Annotated in this window: 19 protein-coding genes; 4 read left to right on the top strand and 15 right to left on the bottom strand. The window is 67.6% G+C overall.

The window, feature by feature from the left end:
- Positions 1–371: 371 nt before the first annotated feature.
- The 4 genes from ACQB60_RS31470 to ACQB60_RS31455 form a co-directional block, all read right to left on the bottom strand.
- Positions 372–587, bottom strand: coding sequence for a helix-turn-helix domain-containing protein (locus ACQB60_RS31470; RefSeq protein ID WP_496929498.1), 216 nt, complete (start codon positions 585–587; stop codon positions 372–374).
- Positions 584–1,165 (bottom strand): Uma2 family endonuclease, encoded by a 582-nt coding sequence (locus ACQB60_RS31465; RefSeq protein WP_496929497.1) that lies wholly within the window; start codon positions 1,163–1,165, stop codon positions 584–586. The genes ACQB60_RS31470 and ACQB60_RS31465 overlap by 4 nt, the downstream gene beginning before the upstream one ends.
- Positions 1,166–1,322: 157 nt before the next feature.
- Positions 1,323–2,453, bottom strand: coding sequence for a helix-turn-helix domain-containing protein (locus ACQB60_RS31460; protein WP_496929496.1), 1,131 nt, complete (start codon positions 2,451–2,453; stop codon positions 1,323–1,325).
- A gap of 202 nt (positions 2,454–2,655) precedes the next feature.
- Positions 2,656–2,898 carry a hypothetical protein gene (locus ACQB60_RS31455; RefSeq protein ID WP_496929495.1) on the bottom strand — a complete coding sequence of 81 codons (243 nt, stop codon included), beginning with the start codon at positions 2,896–2,898 and terminating at the stop codon, positions 2,656–2,658.
- Positions 2,899–2,915: 17 nt separating this feature from the next.
- Between ACQB60_RS31455 and ACQB60_RS31450 the strand changes: the two genes are divergently transcribed.
- On the top strand, positions 2,916–3,275 hold the full coding sequence (locus tag ACQB60_RS31450; protein WP_496929494.1) for a hypothetical protein: 360 nt from the start codon (positions 2,916–2,918) through the stop codon (positions 3,273–3,275).
- Between the two features lie 1,080 nt (positions 3,276–4,355).
- On the opposite strand, the gene ACQB60_RS31445 is transcribed toward ACQB60_RS31450, so the two are convergent.
- The 7 genes from ACQB60_RS31445 to ACQB60_RS31415 form a co-directional block, all read right to left on the bottom strand.
- Positions 4,356–5,651, bottom strand: coding sequence for an MFS transporter (locus ACQB60_RS31445; RefSeq protein WP_496929493.1), 1,296 nt, complete (start codon positions 5,649–5,651; stop codon positions 4,356–4,358).
- Entirely contained in the window at positions 5,651–6,442 is a 792-nt protein-coding gene (locus tag ACQB60_RS31440; RefSeq protein ID WP_496929492.1) for a class I SAM-dependent DNA methyltransferase, read from the bottom strand. Before ACQB60_RS31440 ends, ACQB60_RS31445 begins: the two co-directional genes overlap by 1 nt.
- Positions 6,443–6,541: 99 nt before the next feature.
- The gene (locus tag ACQB60_RS31435; protein WP_496929491.1) at positions 6,542–7,846 is read right to left on the bottom strand and encodes a cytochrome P450; all 1,305 of its coding nucleotides are present in this window, start codon (positions 7,844–7,846) and stop codon (positions 6,542–6,544) included.
- A 91-nt stretch (positions 7,847–7,937) separates the two neighbouring features.
- Positions 7,938–8,063: a hypothetical protein gene (locus ACQB60_RS31430; protein WP_384847021.1), complete on the bottom strand. Its 126-nt coding sequence runs from the start codon at positions 8,061–8,063 to the stop codon at positions 7,938–7,940.
- Between the two features lie 103 nt (positions 8,064–8,166).
- Positions 8,167–8,292, bottom strand: coding sequence for a hypothetical protein (locus ACQB60_RS31425; protein WP_384847021.1), 126 nt, complete (start codon positions 8,290–8,292; stop codon positions 8,167–8,169).
- 213 nt (positions 8,293–8,505) lie between these two features.
- Positions 8,506–8,913 (bottom strand): hypothetical protein, encoded by a 408-nt coding sequence (locus tag ACQB60_RS31420; RefSeq protein WP_496929490.1) that lies wholly within the window; start codon positions 8,911–8,913, stop codon positions 8,506–8,508.
- 115 nt (positions 8,914–9,028) lie between these two features.
- Positions 9,029–10,135, bottom strand: a complete 1,107-nt coding sequence (locus tag ACQB60_RS31415; protein ID WP_496929489.1) for a LuxR C-terminal-related transcriptional regulator — start codon at positions 10,133–10,135, stop codon at positions 9,029–9,031.
- A 151-nt stretch (positions 10,136–10,286) separates the two neighbouring features.
- On the opposite strand from ACQB60_RS31415, the gene ACQB60_RS31410 reads away from it, so the two are divergent.
- Both ACQB60_RS31410 and ACQB60_RS31405 read left to right on the top strand, forming a co-directional pair.
- Complete coding sequence (locus tag ACQB60_RS31410) at positions 10,287–10,505, top strand: hypothetical protein (RefSeq protein WP_496929488.1); 219 nt, start codon at positions 10,287–10,289, stop codon at positions 10,503–10,505.
- A 98-nt stretch (positions 10,506–10,603) separates the two neighbouring features.
- Positions 10,604–10,822, top strand: a complete 219-nt coding sequence (locus ACQB60_RS31405) for a helix-turn-helix domain-containing protein (RefSeq protein ID WP_496929487.1) — start codon at positions 10,604–10,606, stop codon at positions 10,820–10,822.
- Positions 10,823–10,904: 82 nt separating this feature from the next.
- On the opposite strand, the gene ACQB60_RS31400 is transcribed toward ACQB60_RS31405, so the two are convergent.
- From ACQB60_RS31400 to ACQB60_RS31385, 4 genes are all read right to left on the bottom strand, one after another.
- The gene (locus ACQB60_RS31400; protein WP_496929486.1) at positions 10,905–11,903 is read right to left on the bottom strand and encodes a hypothetical protein; all 999 of its coding nucleotides are present in this window, start codon (positions 11,901–11,903) and stop codon (positions 10,905–10,907) included.
- Entirely contained in the window at positions 11,900–12,460 is a 561-nt protein-coding gene (locus tag ACQB60_RS31395; RefSeq protein WP_496929485.1) for an RNA polymerase sigma factor, read from the bottom strand. The genes ACQB60_RS31400 and ACQB60_RS31395 overlap by 4 nt, the downstream gene beginning before the upstream one ends.
- A 219-nt stretch (positions 12,461–12,679) precedes the next feature.
- Entirely contained in the window at positions 12,680–13,126 is a 447-nt protein-coding gene (locus tag ACQB60_RS31390) for a hypothetical protein (RefSeq protein WP_496929484.1), read from the bottom strand.
- Positions 13,127–13,258: 132 nt separating this feature from the next.
- On the bottom strand, positions 13,259–14,518 hold the full coding sequence (locus tag ACQB60_RS31385) for an ATP-grasp domain-containing protein (RefSeq protein ID WP_496929483.1): 1,260 nt from the start codon (positions 14,516–14,518) through the stop codon (positions 13,259–13,261).
- A gap of 275 nt (positions 14,519–14,793) precedes the next feature.
- Here ACQB60_RS31385 and ACQB60_RS31380 point away from each other — a divergent pair, with 275 nt between their 5' ends.
- Positions 14,794–15,984: an MFS transporter gene (locus ACQB60_RS31380; protein WP_496929482.1), complete on the top strand. Its 1,191-nt coding sequence runs from the start codon at positions 14,794–14,796 to the stop codon at positions 15,982–15,984.
- Positions 15,985–15,987: the final 3 nt, after the last annotated feature.

The following is a 15,987-nucleotide window of genomic DNA, read 5'->3' as shown; positions in this document are numbered from 1 at the left end:
CCCCACCGGCGGCTCCGCCGCCGGACCGGACCACTCCGTGGCCCGGAAGCCGAATCGCTCCGCGATCCAGCACCAGAGTCCGCTCCGCGGACTCCAAGAACGGCACCAACTGGCAGGAGGAATAGGGACGTTGACGATCCGTCACTGATTACTGACATGACATCAGGTCAGTAATCAGGCTCAAAACTCAATCCCTTCCCTGGCTCCGCCAGCAGATGCGTTTTGTTACTGTCATCGCAATGCCGTAAGAGCCCTGCCGTCAGATCAATTCCGTTACTACACAACAGAATTGATGCTACGTCACTCTGTGACGCAGGACTCGCACTCCGAGAGTCCCCGGGAAACCAAGGCCCCTAAGAGCGCCCCTCGTATTACGTGGTGAGAGGGATCTCTTCCCCTGCAGAGTCGAGCGCCACAAGGATCAGTTGGGAGCCTAGTACTTCAAGGTAACGGCGGAGTTGACGTTGGCTTATTTCTTCAACTGGAAGGCGCTCTAGACGCGAGATATTAGGCTGAGCCGTGCCCATGCGGATAGCGACCTCTGCCTGAGTTAGGCCAGCTCGCTCCCTCAGCTGGGCAAGCCTCATTCGTCATCCTTGCCATACCTGCGAAATGCTCCAGTATCAATCCGCCACTGACCGAAAGGAACAATGTCGCCAAAAATGTAGGGCTCGCTGTTTTGGTACCTACCGTGGTACGGCTCGTCGTGAACAGCGATCGTGCCATCCCGCGGATCAACAATCATGTACAGATCGATACCCATGGCAGGATAGTCAGCCATCTTGTCGACGTAATCATTGCTCGGGTTGGACTTCGACACCACCTCAACGCATGCCAGCACCTCATGCGGAGCAAGGGAATCCCGATCAGAATCGAGTGCGCTCTCGTCACACACCAAAACATCAGGCCGGCGCAGACGGCCAATCCTCGGATCCTCTACTTCGGGTCCGGTCTCCGCAATCCACCCCGGATGCGTCACGCCGACCTGCTGGTTGATCTGGTCACGAACCCGACCAGCAATCCTCTCATGCCGATTGACCGGACTCATCATCATCATGACCGGGCCACCAGCGCCGATCTCCACCGTCCATGAACCTTCGAGATGCTGAGCGAACTCCGAGAGATCATCAGCGATCTTCCGCAACCGCGCATAATCCAGACTCATACCGACACCATATCAGAAAAGATATGCCTGCGAGACAAGAAGTGTCTCTCCCGCATCCAGATAGAACGAAATATGCCCCGTATAGCATTGCCCGGATAAATGATGGTGCCCCTCAACTGCCCTGTCCAACACACTAGTTGAGGTTGAATCGACCGGGTCAAAACGTAGACTGACTAATCTCGGCAGTAATTTCTTTGGCGAGAAACCCCAGTCCTCTAGGGGTACCTTCACTACAGAGAACACCTCGTAGAGCTTCACTCAATAGAAGGCGATTTCTTCCCGAGCTGATCGACTTGAGGAGCGGCGAAATATGGTGCAACTCTTCCTCCGCTTCGCGCCAAGCTTTGGATCTGACATATCCTCTCAACAGTGCAATTCGGTACAACATGGCGCCACGGGGTGTTGCATGCTCAAGTACAGTGTGGAATTCATTGATCGCCGCGCTGGTGTCTTCAAGACTCAAGAGGACATGCCCTGCATGACCAGTGACCTCATAGTGGTTGACCCACCAAGCCCACGCAGGATCGCGCGGGCTGAGGGAATCCTCTAGGCCCGCACGGGCCGCAGACAGATCAGCCATCGCACGATGGCGATCCCCCACCTGCGCGAGCGCCCTGCCCCTCCTCACCCTTGCCATAAGGGCCACGCGTGGGGGAAGCCGACGTTCAGCCAAGAGCTCGTCGGCGATGCGGCGAGTTTCTCCAGGGCGGCCGCATTCAGTGTCGAGCATGGCTAGCATGTCGAGAGCAAACCATTGCATCGCAGCATCCCCTGCATGACGGGCCAGCATGTGGGACTCAAGGAAGGCTCTGCGAGCGGTTTCACGCTGGCCGGAGTCGAAGAGGAGCCATCCAGCAACTTCGGCAGCTTCGGATACAGCTGCTAGGTAAGGGCGTTGCTCCTGGTCTGGGATTTCTCCATTATCGAGTTTCTGCTGTGCGCACCGCCAGACCTGAACTGCTGCCATTGCCACCGTGTCTCCCCCATGGCGGTCGGCATGCTGGAGAACGTACGCAGCGCTCGCCTTCATATGGGCGATGTCCGATGCCGGTCCAGACGGTTCGTCGGAACGAGGGTGCACAGGGCGCTGAATGATATCAGTCAACTCCCCGCCAGTATTGAGGAGTTCATCCAGCGCTGCGGCCAACTGTGGGGAAGAACGCTGTCGTCCGTTGACAACACGGGACAGGTAAGCCACGTCATAGTTGAGAGCGCGGGCGGCGCCTCTCAGGCTTACTCCGCGTTCTTTGAGAAGCTCGCGGAGCCGTGCTCCGAAGTCGGCGTTCATGCACGCCCCCTGGTGTTGACCGTGATCTCCAGAGTAGCCGTCAACGGCTGTCAACTCCCAAGAGAGCACAGCCTGGGGCAAAGATGGCGGCAAGGGCCCCGGCGGCCGTGTGACCGGCCCCGGGGCGTGGCCAACGCTTCGAAGGAGCGTCGACATGCCGCACTGTATCTCCCGAATTCTCAGGGTCCTATTGCAGCTTCTCCTACCTGCAGCGGGGCGACATCGCACCCCCGAAGAGCCCCGCGCCGCCGCTGCCCCGACCATGACTTGCGGGCGCCTCGTCCACGTACGAGACGAAGCACCTCTGCGCGATGAGGACAGCCCCCTCGTACGCCCCTACCTCACCGCGTATGAACAGCAGGAAGAAGCACGCCTGCGGCGGCAGCAGCGACGGGCGTTGTGGCTGGCCGTCCACGGCATCGATGCCGGACCCCGCCACATCCACGGCGTGGAGGTGACCACATGATGGACCACCCCGCCGCACCACGGCTGCTCCCCTGGACAGCTTCCGGCGGAAAGCCGTGCTACCTCCTCACCGATGGCGCCGGCTACCTCGCCCGGATCGCTGACAACATCGAAGCCATTCAGCTCGGTATGGGCACGGAGCTTCTTGGTCATGTGCGCGATCTTCTCGACGATGACCAAGCCACCATCGAGCAACTTCGGTTTGTGACAGGACGGTTGAGTGAGGCGCTGGGTGATGCCCTGCGGGTCGCAGAGAGCCGCGGGCAACGCCTGCCCAACCCAGCCGACACCGACTTCGCCCTGGACCACGGTGGAGACGACGACGGACCCACGCTCTCGGCCGGAGCATTCGGATGAGCGGCCTCGTACGCGGTTTCTGCCGCTTCGCCCGGTGGACACTCATCGCGATCCCCTCGATGCCCGTACGTTCCCACCGCAACAAGAACACGCCGGGCCACCACGAACCACCCGCGAGTTCGACAGTCCACAGCAGCTGCACACAGTTCCCCTCTGCTTTTGCTCCACCTCGTCTCGACCGTCACACAGAGGCTGCCGCCGGGTGTGACCGAGTACTGAGCATCGCGCGTAGGCCGGCGACATGGTCAGACATCCTCGTAGAAGGTGATGAGGGTTGGACAGCGGGTGCACTGGCGCCCGCGCAGAAGCTGCAGATGCCGTCCTGCTGGCCGCGGGGCAAGGGGTCACGGCATTCGGCACACTCCGCCGGTGGGGCGGCCGGTGCGGCGGCATCACGGCAGACACGGGGTTCGGGGAGCTTACGGACCAGCCGGTTCGCCAGAAGGGCCTTCGCGCTATGCACCATGGCTGGCAGTCCCGCCGTCAGCAGCGAGCGGGCTTCCACTTCGGACACACCACGTTCCAACCAACGCGCAGCCAGCGGCGCCAGAGCGAGGGTGTCAGCGGCGCTGAGCGTCAGCTTGGGTTCCAGTCTGGTCAGGCGGGACAGCAGCGCGGCGCCACGGCCCGTGTCGTCTGCCGGTGGTTCGGTGGTTTCGGCGGGAGCTGTCTCCTCCTCCCTCCCTTCCGGGAGTTCGGCGTTCGCGTCGGCCTCCGGACCGGGGTGGGAGGGGCCCCGGGGTGTTCCAGCACCGCCGGGGCAACTCATGTTGCAGATAGCAGGGGCCACCGCGAACCAGCGGTGGCTCAACAGCGAGTATGCATACGAATACAGAACGTCAAGGCGAAACCGCGGCAACACCACTCCAAAGAGGCCCCATGGCCCCCGGCATCAGCCACCTTCACGGAGCACAGCCACTGACTCCCGCCCCTCACTTGTCCCTTGGCGTAGAAGTGTGGCTGCCGTGGTGTGCAGTTCGTTCCCTCACCCATTGTGGTGGGGCGCTGGGTGCCGGACTTGCCGAAGTCGGGGGTGTGGTCCGGCACTTGGTTCCCTGATGATCGACTCGCTTCTGTACATCAGGAACGGCTGGCGATCTTTGCGGGCACGGTTCGTTCCGGGGCTTTCCGAGTTCCTGGAGCCCGCCCGGTCCGGTTCGTGTGAGCCGTTGCGGGGCGCGGTGGTGGCGTTGCGCGGGTGAGGTGGCGTACGTCTGGGACGGTCAGGGCTGCCAGGGTGAGGAGGGTGATGAGGGCTGTGCTGCCCCAGAGGGCGGTTGGGGTGCCGGTCAGGTTCTGGATGGGGCCTGCCAGGGCTGTTGCTATGGGGACCATGCCGACCGAGCCGAGCCAGTCGTAGGAGGAGACTCGGGAGAGTTTGTCGGTGGGGATCTCCTGGTGGAGGGCGGTCATCCAGGTGACTGCGAAGATCTCTACGCCGATGCCGCTGGCGGTCATTGTGGCGGCGAGTGCGGGTGGGGGGAGGGTGGTGGCTAGTGCTACTGGGGGGAGGGCTGCCGTGAGGGTGCCGCAGCCGCCTATGAGGAGCATGCGGCGGGGTTTCCAGCGGGTCATGAGCAGTGCGCCGAGGAGTGTGCCTGCTCCGAATGCGGCGAGTGCGGTGCCCCAGGGGGCTGCGCCGCCGAGGTGGTCGCGGGCGACGAGAGGGCCGTATACGGATTGGGTGGCGGCGAACGCGGCGTTGACTATGGCGAATTGGGAGATGACGACCCATAGCCAGCGGCGGCCGGCTACTTCTTGCCAGCCTTCGTGGAGGTCTTGGAGGAGGGTTTTGCTGCGGCGGGTGCGGGGTGGGATGTCGTCTGTGTGGAGGGCGGAGCGGAGCGCTGCGGCTAGGGCGAAGGCTGCTGCGTCGGTGGCCAGGACCCAGCCCGGGCCGGCGTAGGCGGTGAGTGCGCCGCCGAGTGCGGCGCCGGTGATGGTGGCGCCGTTGACGCCGATGCGGAAGGACGCGAAGGCGCGGCCTGCCTGTTCGCGCGGTACGCAGGACAGCAGCATGCCTTCGGCGGCGGGGGCGAAGAAGGCTTGTCCGGTGCCGCCGAGTGCGGCGAGCAGGGCCATCTGCCAGACGGGCGGTGTGCCGGTGAGTACGAGGGCTGCGAAGGTGGCCTGGGAGCAGCAGTTGAGGCTGTTGGCGGCGGCCATGACGCGGTGGCGTGGGAGTCGGTCGGCGACTGCGCCGCCTATGAGCAGGAATGCGATGAGGGGGATCGTGCGGGCTGCGGCTACGAGTCCTACGTCGGTGGCGGTTCCGCCGCTGTGCAGTACGGCGAACGCCGCCGCGACCATGGCCCCGGAGTTGCCCAGGGAGGTGATCGCGGCGGCGGCTGTGAGCAGGCGGTAGGTGCGGCCCATCAGCTGGGGATCCGTTCGTACTGGGCGACGTAGGAGACGGTGCGGGGGGTGAATGGTTCCTCGGACCAGCCGCCGTGGCGGGAGATCCTGCGGAGTCCGGCGAGTTCGGCCATCAGGTCGAGTTCGCTGGGCCAGGTGTAGCGGTAGTGAACCGGCTGGATCTGCACGCCCTTTTCCTCGGAGAGCACGATCGATTCGAGGGAGATGGTTTGGCTGATGGGGTCGTGGCGGGCTGTCTCCATCCAGACTCCGTCGCCTCGGCGGCCGAGGTGGGCGGTGCGTCGGCCGGATCGCGAGAACGTGTCGAGCATCGGTACGGGGATCTCGATGACGAAGCGGCCGTGGTCGGCGAGTACGGAGGCGGCGGCTGTCAGGCAGGCGCGCTGGGCGTTGCCGTCCGCCAGGGAGCCGAGGGTGTTGAAGACGCAGTAGACCAGGTCGTATGGGGTGGTGGCGTCCGGGGTAGTGAGGTCGGCGGCCACGGTCATGTCGCCGATGGCGTGCGTGAGTTGGCCGTCGAGGTGTTGTGCCTTGTCCTTGAGGATGTCGAGCATGGCGGGTTCGAGGTCGACGCCGTGGACGCGGATGCCGCGCTCGGCGAGGGGGACGGCCACTCTGCCGGTGCCGACGCCGAGTTCGAGTGCGGTGGGTTCGGTGGCGCCGGTGGTGCGGGCGATGGTGGCGAGGGCGTCGGCGGCCTGGTTCGCCGCGGTGTCGCCGATGGTCTCGGCGATCATGGTGTCGTAGGTGTGGGCCCAGCGCGTGCCGTAGGTCTCTTCGTTGTCGATCACCGGTAGCTCTTTTCGGTCTGCTCGGGCTGGTCGGCCTGCTCGGTCTACTCGGGCTGCTCGGTCTGCTCGGTCTGCTTGGGCTGCTTGGGCTGCTTGGGCTCAGGTGGTGTGGCGGGGGCGGCAGCGCAGGCGCAGGCCGCGCGGGGTGAGCATGGTGCCGAAGTGGGGGTGCACGGTCGCCGAGGGATCCGGTTCGACGTGGTGGTGGGCGGCCAGGTGTGCGGTGCACAGGACGAGCAGGGTGTTGCCGAGGGCGCTGCCGATGCAGACCCGGGTGCCGCCACTGAAGGGGATGTACGCGTGGCGGTGGCGGGCGCCGCCGCTTGTGTCGGCGAGCCATCGGTCGGGGTCGAGGGTGTCGGCCTGCTCGCCCCACCAGCGCGGGTCACGTTGGACCAGGTAGGGGCTGAACAGGACGGTCTCGCCCGGCTTCAGGCGTCGGCCGCGCAGTTCGGTGTCGCGGTAGACACGGCGGCCCATGAGCCAGGTCGGCGGGTAGAGCCGCAGCATTTCCTTGACCAGTGCTTCGGCCAGTGGCAGGCGGCCCGCACCGTATGCCGCAGTGAGGTCGGGTTCCGCGCGGGCCTCGGCGGAGACTCGCTCGGCGAGATCCGAGTCGCCGGCCAGGGCGTGTGCGATCCAGGCGAGTGAGATCGCGGGGACGCCGTAGCCCGCGAGGAGGGTGCCCTTCAGGAAGCCTGCGGCGGTCTTCATGCCGAGGTCGGCGTCCATGAGCATCGAGGCCAGGTCGGTGCCCGGTCCGGTGGTGCGCTCCAGTCGTTCGCGCAGCAGGGCGTTGAGTTCGCGGTCCGCCTCCTGGGCGCGGCGCAGGGCGGGGTCGGGGAGCCAGCGGGGGCGCTGCCATGAGCGGTTCATCAGGATCATGAATGCCTGGAAGCGTTGTTCGACGGCGCCGACGACGCGGGGGTTTTCCTCGCCGAGGCAGATGCGTGTGAGTGCGGCGCTGGTGTAGTCGGTGAAGACCCGTTGGGGGTCGAAGAATTGCCCGTCGGTTCTGTGGAGGGTGGCGGCGAATGCGTCGGTGAGCTGTCCGCCGTAAGGCAGGCAGGATTTGGGGCGCATTGCTTTCCAGGCCGGGCGGCGTGCCTGCATCCAGGGGCCCGCTTGGGCGTTGGAGAGCGGGGCGTCGGAAATGATCGCCTCTTCGGAGACGAAGTCTGTGTTGGTGCGGATGTGACAGTCGTGGATGGCGTCCGGGTCTCGGACGACCACTGATGCCGCGTCGAAGCGGAAGAAGTCGCCGTATCGCTCGTGGTTTTCCTGCAGGAAGCGGATGCGGTTCTTCTCGTAGTCGGGCACGTTGCCCACCCATGGCCGGCCGCGGGGGCCGGGGATTTCCGTACCGGCCGGTGTTGTGAGCGCCTCGGCCATCGTCACTGTCATCACCCTTTGTTGTGGTGTGGTGCGGTGTCCGGGGGGCCGGAACGGCCCTTGGAGCAAGGGCCGTTCCGGGCCCGCCTGTCGACCGGTCTGATCAGGCGGCGTCGAAGTGGATGTAACGGCCGCCCATGCGGGGCTGCGGGACAGCCGACGCGTCGAAGTGGATGTAACGGCCGCCGACCTTGGACTTGGCACCCAGGGCACGCAGAACCTTCGCCATCTCAATTACCTCTTTCTGTTTTGGTGTTGGGGTGTTGTGCGGTGTCGTGCAGTTGTGCAGTCGTGCAGTGTTGCGCTGAATTCAGCCGGGAAGCTGGGCTGGATCAGGCGGCGTCGAAGTGGATGTAACGGCCGCCCATGCGGGGCTGCGGGACAGCCGACGCGTCGAAGTGGATGTAACGGCCGCCGACCTTGGACTTCGCACCGAGGGCACGCAGAACCTTCGCCATCTCAATTACCTCTTTCCGGTTGTCGGGTATCCCCTTTCGGGATTCCCGAAGTCTGTTGTACGTCCGGAGAGTTGGGCCTTTCTTTCGGGCCGTTCTCTCGTTCGCAGGAATAACTTTGCCGGACCGGAGCGAGGGGGAATAGTCACGTAATTTCGGTACCGGCGGCCATGGACCGGATCGCCGGGACGGTGGTGGTGGCGGTGTGGGTCTCGGTCAGGACTGCTCGTCGAGGTACGTGAGCAAGTACCGTGCGCGCGCGGTGAGTTCGGCGCTGAAGGTGTGGCCCGGCGGGATGTAGAGGACTTCGCCGGGGAGGAGGCGGCAGCGCAGGGCGGGTGGGGCGTCGGGGGTGGCCTGCAGCTGCCAGTTGCCGGCGCCTGCCGTCTGGTGGACCAGGGTGTGTGTGCAGGCTGTGCCCTCGGCGGTGCGGGAGATGTCGTCGGGGCGTACGCACTGCGCTGTGTGCCCGGTGAGGCGGGTGATTCCGTCGGCGAGGGCGTCGAGGTCGGCGGCGGTCACCGTGTCCTGATAGGCGGGGTGGTCCTCTTCCGCCCACATGATGCCGGGGCGCCGACCGAGGTGGACGGAGAGGAAGGCAGCGAGTTCTTGCAGGTGACGCATGGAGGGGCTCCGACCGGGCGCCGTGTGGAGGGCATGTCTGTCGCCACCACCATGCCGTACGCCGCGGGGGCCCGACAGTCACGAGAATCCGGTACCGGCGCCTGCCCGTACGGGGTTATGCGGGGGTGGGGGAATCGCGGTCCAGCAGGCCGCGGGCGGCGGCCGCGGCCCCGGCCTGGAAGCGGCTGGTGGCGTCCAGTTCCTCCATGATGTCGGCGATGTGCCGGCGTGCGGTGCGCAGTGACATGCCGAGGCGCCGGGCGATCGCCTCGTCCTTGAGGCCCGCCGCGAGCAGCCGGAGGATCGTCTCGTGGATCTCGTTGGCGACTTCTTCGAGGCCCTGGCTGGCGGCGTCCGCGAACGGTTTGGCCTGTTCCCATGCCTGCTCGAAGATCTGGCAGAGGTAGGAGACGGTCGCGGGTTCGCGGATGGCGACCGCGCCCCAGGAGTCGTCCGGTACTGGGATGAAGGCGAGTTCGCGGTCGAAGACGATGAGCCGTCCGAACAGGACGTGGCAGGTGCGGTACTGCGCGCCGAGTGCGGATGCGGCGGCGACGTATGCCTGGCTGGGGCCGTTGAAGCGGGCGGTGTGGTGGTAGAGGGTGCGGATGCTGATGCCGCGTTCGAGCATGGCGCGGTCGCGGCCGAGCGCCTCCTGCATTGCTTCGGGGACTCGGGAGCCGCCGCCGGGCTGGCTGGTGAGCATCTCGGTCTTGCAGCGGGCGGATGCCCTGTTGAGCGCGGCTCGTACTTCTTGGACGTTGGCCAGTACGTCGAGGGCCGCGGAGGAGGTGTGGCGCAGGTGGTAGTAGGGCAGGAAGCGGTCCAACTCGGCTTGTATGGCTGCGAGTTCGCGTTGTTCCTCGCGTATGCGGGCTTCCAGTGGGGCCGCTCTGCGGGCCGATGCGGTCTCGGGTGCGACGGCGAAGACGGTGCCTTCGTCATCGGGGTCGGCCTGGAGCAGTCCGGCGGCGTGCAGGCGGGCGACGCTGCGCTCGGCCACGTCGCGGGGGATGGCGGTGCCTGCGGCGAGGGCGTCAGGGTCGGCGGTGCGGTGTTCGAGTACCCAGGAGTAGACGAGGGGGTCGGCGTCGTGCTCCGCTAACGCCTCCGCCTCCGCCTCCGCCTCTGCGGCTGCTTCTGGCTGCGCCTCGTCCGGGGGAACCCCCTCTATGTCCCCGGCTGCGGACCCCGAAGCCCCCTCCTGTCCGCATTTGCCCATTTCTGTTCCCCTGTCGCTTTGCTGTCAGGCACTTTGGTGAGGTGCCCGGACTCTCGCGGTCAGGATAGGCACCGGCACAGTCTGTTCCTCGTCCGAACACGACGGATTCCCGGCAACTTGGGAATCCGGACGACGAACAGGAGAAGCTGCCATGAATCGCCCGTCGTTGCGTCGCCGCCTGTCGGCATCCGCGCTGTTCACCGCGATCCTCGTGACCGGCACCCCGGCCGTCGCGCACGCCGCGGGTGCGCTCCCCGCGACGTCGTCGGTGCGCTCCGCGCCGGCCGCGCAGGTGGCCGCGAGCGACGACGGGCACACCTCGGTCTGCCCCCCGAGCGGGCCCTGCAACGACAGCTCCTGGGGCGGCTGATCTCCCGCCCGGGCCCGCCTTGCCCAGCCTTGTTCCGCCCAGCCTTGTTCCGCCTTGCCTCGCACCGCCCTCCCTCCCCGTTCGCCCTGGAGTCCGTCATGACCGAAACGGTTGCCTCCCCGCCCGCTCTCACCCACCGCGAACAGCAGGTCCTCACCCTCCTCGCCGGCGGTGACACCTACTGGTCCATCGCCCGCCAGTTGAAGATCAGCCCGCACACCGTCGACACGTACCTGCGTCGCCTGCGTGGCAAGACCGGTGCCGCCAATCGGACCCAACTCACCCTCCTGGCCTTCCAGTTGGGATACATGAACTGATCTCGCCGCGCCCCGTCCCAGCGCCCTGCCCGGGCTCCGCTCAGCCCGGGCAGGGCGCGGCCGTGTCGGCGTACGACGGGTGTCAGGGCCGCTCGGACGGCTCCGGTGCCTTCTGCGCGGGCCCGACGGAGAGGTACGTGATGCGCCGGATGGGGTCGCCGGCCCGGAGCTTCTGCTTTCCCCAGGACAGGCCGTCGTTGCGCGCCGTGTCCACGGACTCCAGCACGTGGTACGTCCCGGTGTCGATGATCAGCCGCCGGTGCCAGGTACCGGCGTCCAGCTCGACGGCCGTGCCGGAGCGTCCGGTGCTGTCCTCGACCCGCTCCCCCACCTGCACCCCGGGGATCCCGGTGAGGACCTTGAACAGCGCGGCCCGCAGCCGCGGTTCGGCGGGCGACTGGGTGAGCAGCTCCTCGATGCCGTCGTAGAGGCCCTCCTCGGCGTCGTCCCCGGTGGCCTTTCCGACGAGCCGGGCCCGCAGCGCCGCCGGGTCGGTGGGCAGTTTCCTGAGGTCGTCCCACAGGACCGAGTTGCCGCAGATCACGTAGGACATCCCGCCCTTGACCTCCCGGGGGTAGTCCAGGACCAGGCCGTTGGCGCCCTGCTCGCGTGTGCCGTTCCGGCTCAGCCAGACGGTCTTGCGCGTCCCCTCCGGCTGCTGGGCCTTGCCGCTGCTCCGCATCCACTCGAGCATCTGCGCCTTCCAGTACGGCGCCGTTTCCGTCGGCTGCGCCGCCGGAGAAGTCCGCTCTGCCCCGAAGTCCGTCCACGGCTGGACCGCGACGCCCAGCGCGATCGCCGCGACCGCCGCCGCCGAGACCAGCGCGGGGAGGCGCCGCCGCCACGTCCGCACCGGGACGACCGCGGGGCCCGGCTCCCAGTCGAGCTCGACTGCCGGGCCGTTGCCGTTGCCGTTGCCGTTCTCCGTCTCTTCCGCCTGGCGGGCCGCCGACCGCACCGCGGCCAGCGCCGCGGCGACGGCGTCCGCCGAGGGCGGTGCGACCTTGCCCGCGGCCTTCAACCGCCCGGCGCCGGGGAAGTCGAGGAGGTCCCTGTCGTCCATGTCCTGCCGCCCGGTCATGCGAGGTCTCCTGTCAGGTAGAGCGGGGTGGAGGGGCCGAGCGCCGTGCGCAGCCGGGTGCGCGCCCGGTGCAGCCGGGACCTGGCCGTGCCCGCGGGAACGCCGACAACGGCCGCGGCCTCGGTGGGGCTGAGCTGTTCCCATGCGATCAGGAGCAGGAGTTCCCGCTCCACGGCCGGCAGCTCGGCCAGGGTCTGGCGCATCAGCGGTGCGACTGCCGCCGCGTCCAGCCTCCGGTCGACGGCGTGCCAGGGGTCGCTGCTCGTCTCCGCGGCGAGCGCGGCGGCGGCCGCGGGCCGTTCCTGGCCGCGCCAGTGCGCGGCCAGCACGTTGCGGGCCACGCCGAACAGCCAGGCCCGGACCGACCCGCGGGCCGCGTCGTAGGTGCCGCGGCTCGCGTAGGCCCGCAGCCACGCCTCGGCGAGCAGGTCGTCCGCCGCGCCGGGCGCGCGGCGCGAGAAGTAGCCGTGCAGCGGCCTGGAGTGGCGCTCCACGAGTGGTTCGAAGGCCGACGCGTCGGTTCCCGAGCGCGCCAGCAGTTCCTCGTCCGTTGTCACGGACCTCCCCTTTCAAGGGCCACGCCTTTCGTGGCCCCCTCCCCCTTCTTGTGTCGGCCCCGCAGAAGCGTTCGCGCACCGGACGCCAGGCGTGTGCGGCACGGTGCCGTCGGTCCTCTTTCCCCGGCTGTCGCGGGGAAAGGGGCACGGCTCACAGAGAAGGGTGCGCCCGGCCCCGGAGGGCCGGGCGCACCCCCGGCTGAGCGATCCCGCATCGCATCAGGCGACGTCGAGCGCTCCGTTGATCTTGCGGATCATCGCGGCCACGGCAGGGCTGGGCGCGCCCTTGCGGGCCTGCGTCGCAGCGTCCACGGCAACGGTAACAATGCTGCGGAAGTTCGCCGCCTCCGCCGGGACCTGCTCGCTGAGCAGGGCCATCGCCGCCGTCAGAGCGGGCAGGACGTGGTCGGCGAGGTCGGCCGTGGACTTCCCGTACAGGCCCTTGATCTTCGACTTCTCCGCAAGGACGTGGCCGATCGGGCCCGTCGCCGCGTTCAGGGCGAGGGTGCCGTGCGTGGCCACCTTGTGCGGCGAGCCCGTCGCGTCAGCAGCCGCCAGCAGGGAGACGGCGCCGTATGCGGCGGTCCGCAGGGTGTTCTTGTCCTCGGTGGTCAGGGTGGTCAGGGTGGTGAGGGCGGCGGTGGAGGTGGCGGCGGTGGTCGACATGGTGTGCTCCTTCGCATCGGCGGGCCGTCCGAGGCCCTGTTGATGCCTTCACTTTCGCCAGTCGTCCTGACACCACGCCGTCACCGCACTGTCGCCGCTCCTGACACCGCGCCCTCGCGGTCGCTGGAGTCCTCAGGACGCGCCGTCGTAGAGGTGTTCGTGCTCGATCCGGCGCAGCTTCTCGTAGTCGGCGCGGAGTTGTTCCGGGTCGTCGGAGATGAGGAAGATCCAGCCCGGTTGTGTCGCCACGTCGATCGTCTGCGGGAGGGGGTGTCCTTCGGGGTGTGCCATGAGGGTGTGGGCGTAGGAGGGGAGGGCGCGGAGGGCGGCGAGCTTTTCGTGGGTCGGGACCGTGCCGTGGTGGGTGGGGTTGATGAGCGAGACGTTCCAGGGGATCTCCCGCAACTCGTATGCGGTGGTGGGGAGTTCGTTGAATTTTTCCGGCTCTGCCACGGACAGGGCGAGGAGGTCGACCTGGTTGGTGCCGAAGCAGCGGTTGTTGAGGTCGGGGACCTGGGCGCCGCCGAAGCGTGCGGCGCATTCGACGAGCACCGGGCCCCTGGCGGTCATCATGATTTCGCTGTGGGCGGCCCAGTTGCGGATCTCCAGGGCGTCGAGGACTTGGTGTGTGTAGCGCTCGATGCTCTTGGCCACCGGGTCGTCGGGGGCCAGGGGTTCGTCGTAGTCGTAGATGATGTTGCCGCCGGCGAGGCGGATCTTGTAGTAGCGCCAGATCTCGACGGTGTGGTGCTTGCCGTCCCGGCTGACCGTGTTGACGAAGTACTCGTCCCCTGCCAGGAATTCCTGGGCGAGGACCACCGTGTTGGGCATTCCGTGGCGGTCGGCGCTGGTCATGATCTTTTCGTGGGCGGCGCGGATCTGGTCCGGTGACGAACACGCCACGACGTTGTCCGTGCCTGCGCTGGCGACCGGTTTGAGGACCACGGGATAGCCCGCCGTCGTCTCGGCCCAGGTGATGATCTCGTCGACGTCCGGCGAGATGATGGTGGCGGCGTGCGGGAGGCCGGCGGCGCGCAGGGCCTGGACCATCTCGTACTTGTTGCGGCGCGAGGTCGGCCTGCTCATTCCGTTGCCGGGGGTGCCGAGTTCGGCGGAGAGGCGGTCGGCGAGTTCGACGCCCGATTCGCCGCCGGGGATCACGTGACTGACTCCGCGCTCGCGCAGGGCGGCCGCTGTGGCGGCGACGTCGCCGTCGTGGCGGACGTTGTCCACGAAGTCCTCGTGTATCGGGAGCTTGCCCAAGTGGACGTCGGGGCTCGGGGATTGGACGTGTATGCACTCGATGCCGTGCCGTTGAAGGGCGGGCAGGACGTGGCGGCCCATCGAGTACGCGTCGACGAGAGCCACTGGCGCGCGGGAACTGGTTGACATCGTCAGCTACTTCCTTCGGGTCGCACGGCCCGGGCAGCGGTCATTCGGTCAAGAGTTGCACGGGGTGCGCCCGGTGGCGGGTAAGCGAAGTCCGCAGTCGAGGTGCCTGAACGTCAACGTAACGTGACTCCGCGATTGATTCTTTCGCGGACGCGCAGAGGGCCGTCGCGCTCGTAGCGTCCTGTTGGCTCGGTGGACCGTCCCTGCCGGTCGGTCGGCCGGTGGTCCGTTACGGAGGTCACGTGTCAGTGCGGCTCGACAAGTATCGGAAGGTCTTGGCCGTACCGGGTTTCCCCCTGGTCATGGTGCTCGGTCTGCTGGCCAAGCTGCCCGTCATCGCGATCCCGATCGTGCTGACCCTGCATGTCACGACCGGGCTCGAGCACGCGTATGGGCAGGCGGGTCTGGTGATCGCGGGGTGGACCATCGGGTTCACCGTCGGCTCGCCGGTCCAGGGCCGGCTCATCCACCGCTTCAGCCTGCGCTCGGTGCTGGCGGTCTCCACCGTTGCTCAGGGCGTGTTCTGGGGGCTGGCCGCGCAGATGTCGTATCCGGTGTTCGCGGTGGGCGCGTGCCTCTCCGGGCTGCTGCTCGTGCCGGGCTCCACCGTGGTCAGGCTGGCCATCGGCGGGCTGGTCCCGCAGGAGCACCGGCAGACGGCCTTCGCCGTGGACTCGGTGATCACCGAGGTCTCGTACATGGTCGGGCCCGCCCTGGCCGCCCTGACCGTCGCCGCGTTCTCCTCGAGCGGGGTGCTGGCCAGCCTCTGTTGCGCCATGGTCCTCAGCGGCGGCGCCCTGGTGGTGTTCAACCCCCGGTACCGGCAGGAGTCCGCGGCGCCTGCGGCGGAGGACGGGCGCGGGGCGGCGCCGCGGCGGTGGCTGAGCGTCCGGCTCGTGGCGATCCTCGCCTGTTCGCTGTCGGCCGGGGCGATCGTCACCGGGTACGAGGTCGCCATCGTCAGCACGCTGCGGTCCATGGACCAGCTGGGGTGGGCCGGGCTCGTGGTCTTCGGCTGCGGGCTGTACTCGCTGCTCGGCGGGCTGGTGTTCGGGACGCTGTCGCGTACTCCTGCGGTGCCGTTGATGACGGGGCTGCTGGGTCTGGCCGCGATGCCGATCGGTCTTTCCGGGCACTGGTGGGTGCTGGCCGTCGCGGTCGCACCGGCCGCGGCGCTGTGCGCGCCCGCGTTCGCCTCGACTGCGAACGCGACCAGCCAGGAAGCCGACGACAGCAATCGGGCGACGGTCATGAGCGTGTACGGGTCCGTGCTCAGCGCCGGCGGCGCGATCGGCGCCTCCCTCGCCGGGGCGGCCTTCGACGCCGGTGGCTCCAAGACCGCCTTCGCCTCGGTCGGCGGGCTCGGCGTGGCCGTCGCGGTCACGGCCTGGGTCATGCTCCGGCGCCGCCCGGAAGCAGCGAGCGGCGAACGCAAGGAAGAGCTGCTACGAGTCAGAGACGGGTGACGC

Source organism: Streptomyces odontotermitis, assembly GCF_050510915.1.
Classification (GTDB): domain Bacteria; phylum Actinomycetota; class Actinomycetes; order Streptomycetales; family Streptomycetaceae; genus Streptomyces.
The sequence above is the reverse complement of the archived record's forward strand: the minus strand, read 5'-3'. Positions and strand labels throughout refer to the sequence as shown.

Excerpts from the sequence above, each read along its gene's own strand:
- ACQB60_RS31470 (WP_496929498.1), bottom strand. The coding sequence starts at position 587 with ATGAGGCTTGCCCAGCTGAGGGAGCGAGCTGGCCTAACTCAGGCAGAG.
- ACQB60_RS31465 (WP_496929497.1), bottom strand. The coding sequence starts at position 1,165 with ATGAGTCTGGATTATGCGCGGTTGCGGAAGATCGCTGATGATCTCTCG.
- ACQB60_RS31460 (WP_496929496.1), bottom strand. The coding sequence starts at position 2,453 with ATGAACGCCGACTTCGGAGCACGGCTCCGCGAGCTTCTCAAAGAACGC.
- ACQB60_RS31450 (WP_496929494.1), top strand. The coding sequence starts at position 2,916 with ATGATGGACCACCCCGCCGCACCACGGCTGCTCCCCTGGACAGCTTCC.
- ACQB60_RS31445 (WP_496929493.1), bottom strand. The coding sequence starts at position 5,651 with ATGGGCCGCACCTACCGCCTGCTCACAGCCGCCGCCGCGATCACCTCC.
- ACQB60_RS31435 (WP_496929491.1), bottom strand. The coding sequence starts at position 7,846 with ATGACAGTGACGATGGCCGAGGCGCTCACAACACCGGCCGGTACGGAA.
- ACQB60_RS31430 (WP_384847021.1), bottom strand. The coding sequence starts at position 8,063 with ATGGCGAAGGTTCTGCGTGCCCTGGGTGCCAAGTCCAAGGTCGGCGGC.
- ACQB60_RS31425 (WP_384847021.1), bottom strand. The coding sequence starts at position 8,292 with ATGGCGAAGGTTCTGCGTGCCCTCGGTGCGAAGTCCAAGGTCGGCGGC.
- ACQB60_RS31420 (WP_496929490.1), bottom strand. The coding sequence starts at position 8,913 with ATGCGTCACCTGCAAGAACTCGCTGCCTTCCTCTCCGTCCACCTCGGT.
- ACQB60_RS31415 (WP_496929489.1), bottom strand. The coding sequence starts at position 10,135 with ATGGGCAAATGCGGACAGGAGGGGGCTTCGGGGTCCGCAGCCGGGGAC.
- ACQB60_RS31410 (WP_496929488.1), top strand. The coding sequence starts at position 10,287 with ATGAATCGCCCGTCGTTGCGTCGCCGCCTGTCGGCATCCGCGCTGTTC.
- ACQB60_RS31405 (WP_496929487.1), top strand. The coding sequence starts at position 10,604 with ATGACCGAAACGGTTGCCTCCCCGCCCGCTCTCACCCACCGCGAACAG.
- ACQB60_RS31400 (WP_496929486.1), bottom strand. The coding sequence starts at position 11,903 with ATGACCGGGCGGCAGGACATGGACGACAGGGACCTCCTCGACTTCCCC.
- ACQB60_RS31390 (WP_496929484.1), bottom strand. The coding sequence starts at position 13,126 with ATGTCGACCACCGCCGCCACCTCCACCGCCGCCCTCACCACCCTGACC.
- ACQB60_RS31385 (WP_496929483.1), bottom strand. The coding sequence starts at position 14,518 with ATGTCAACCAGTTCCCGCGCGCCAGTGGCTCTCGTCGACGCGTACTCG.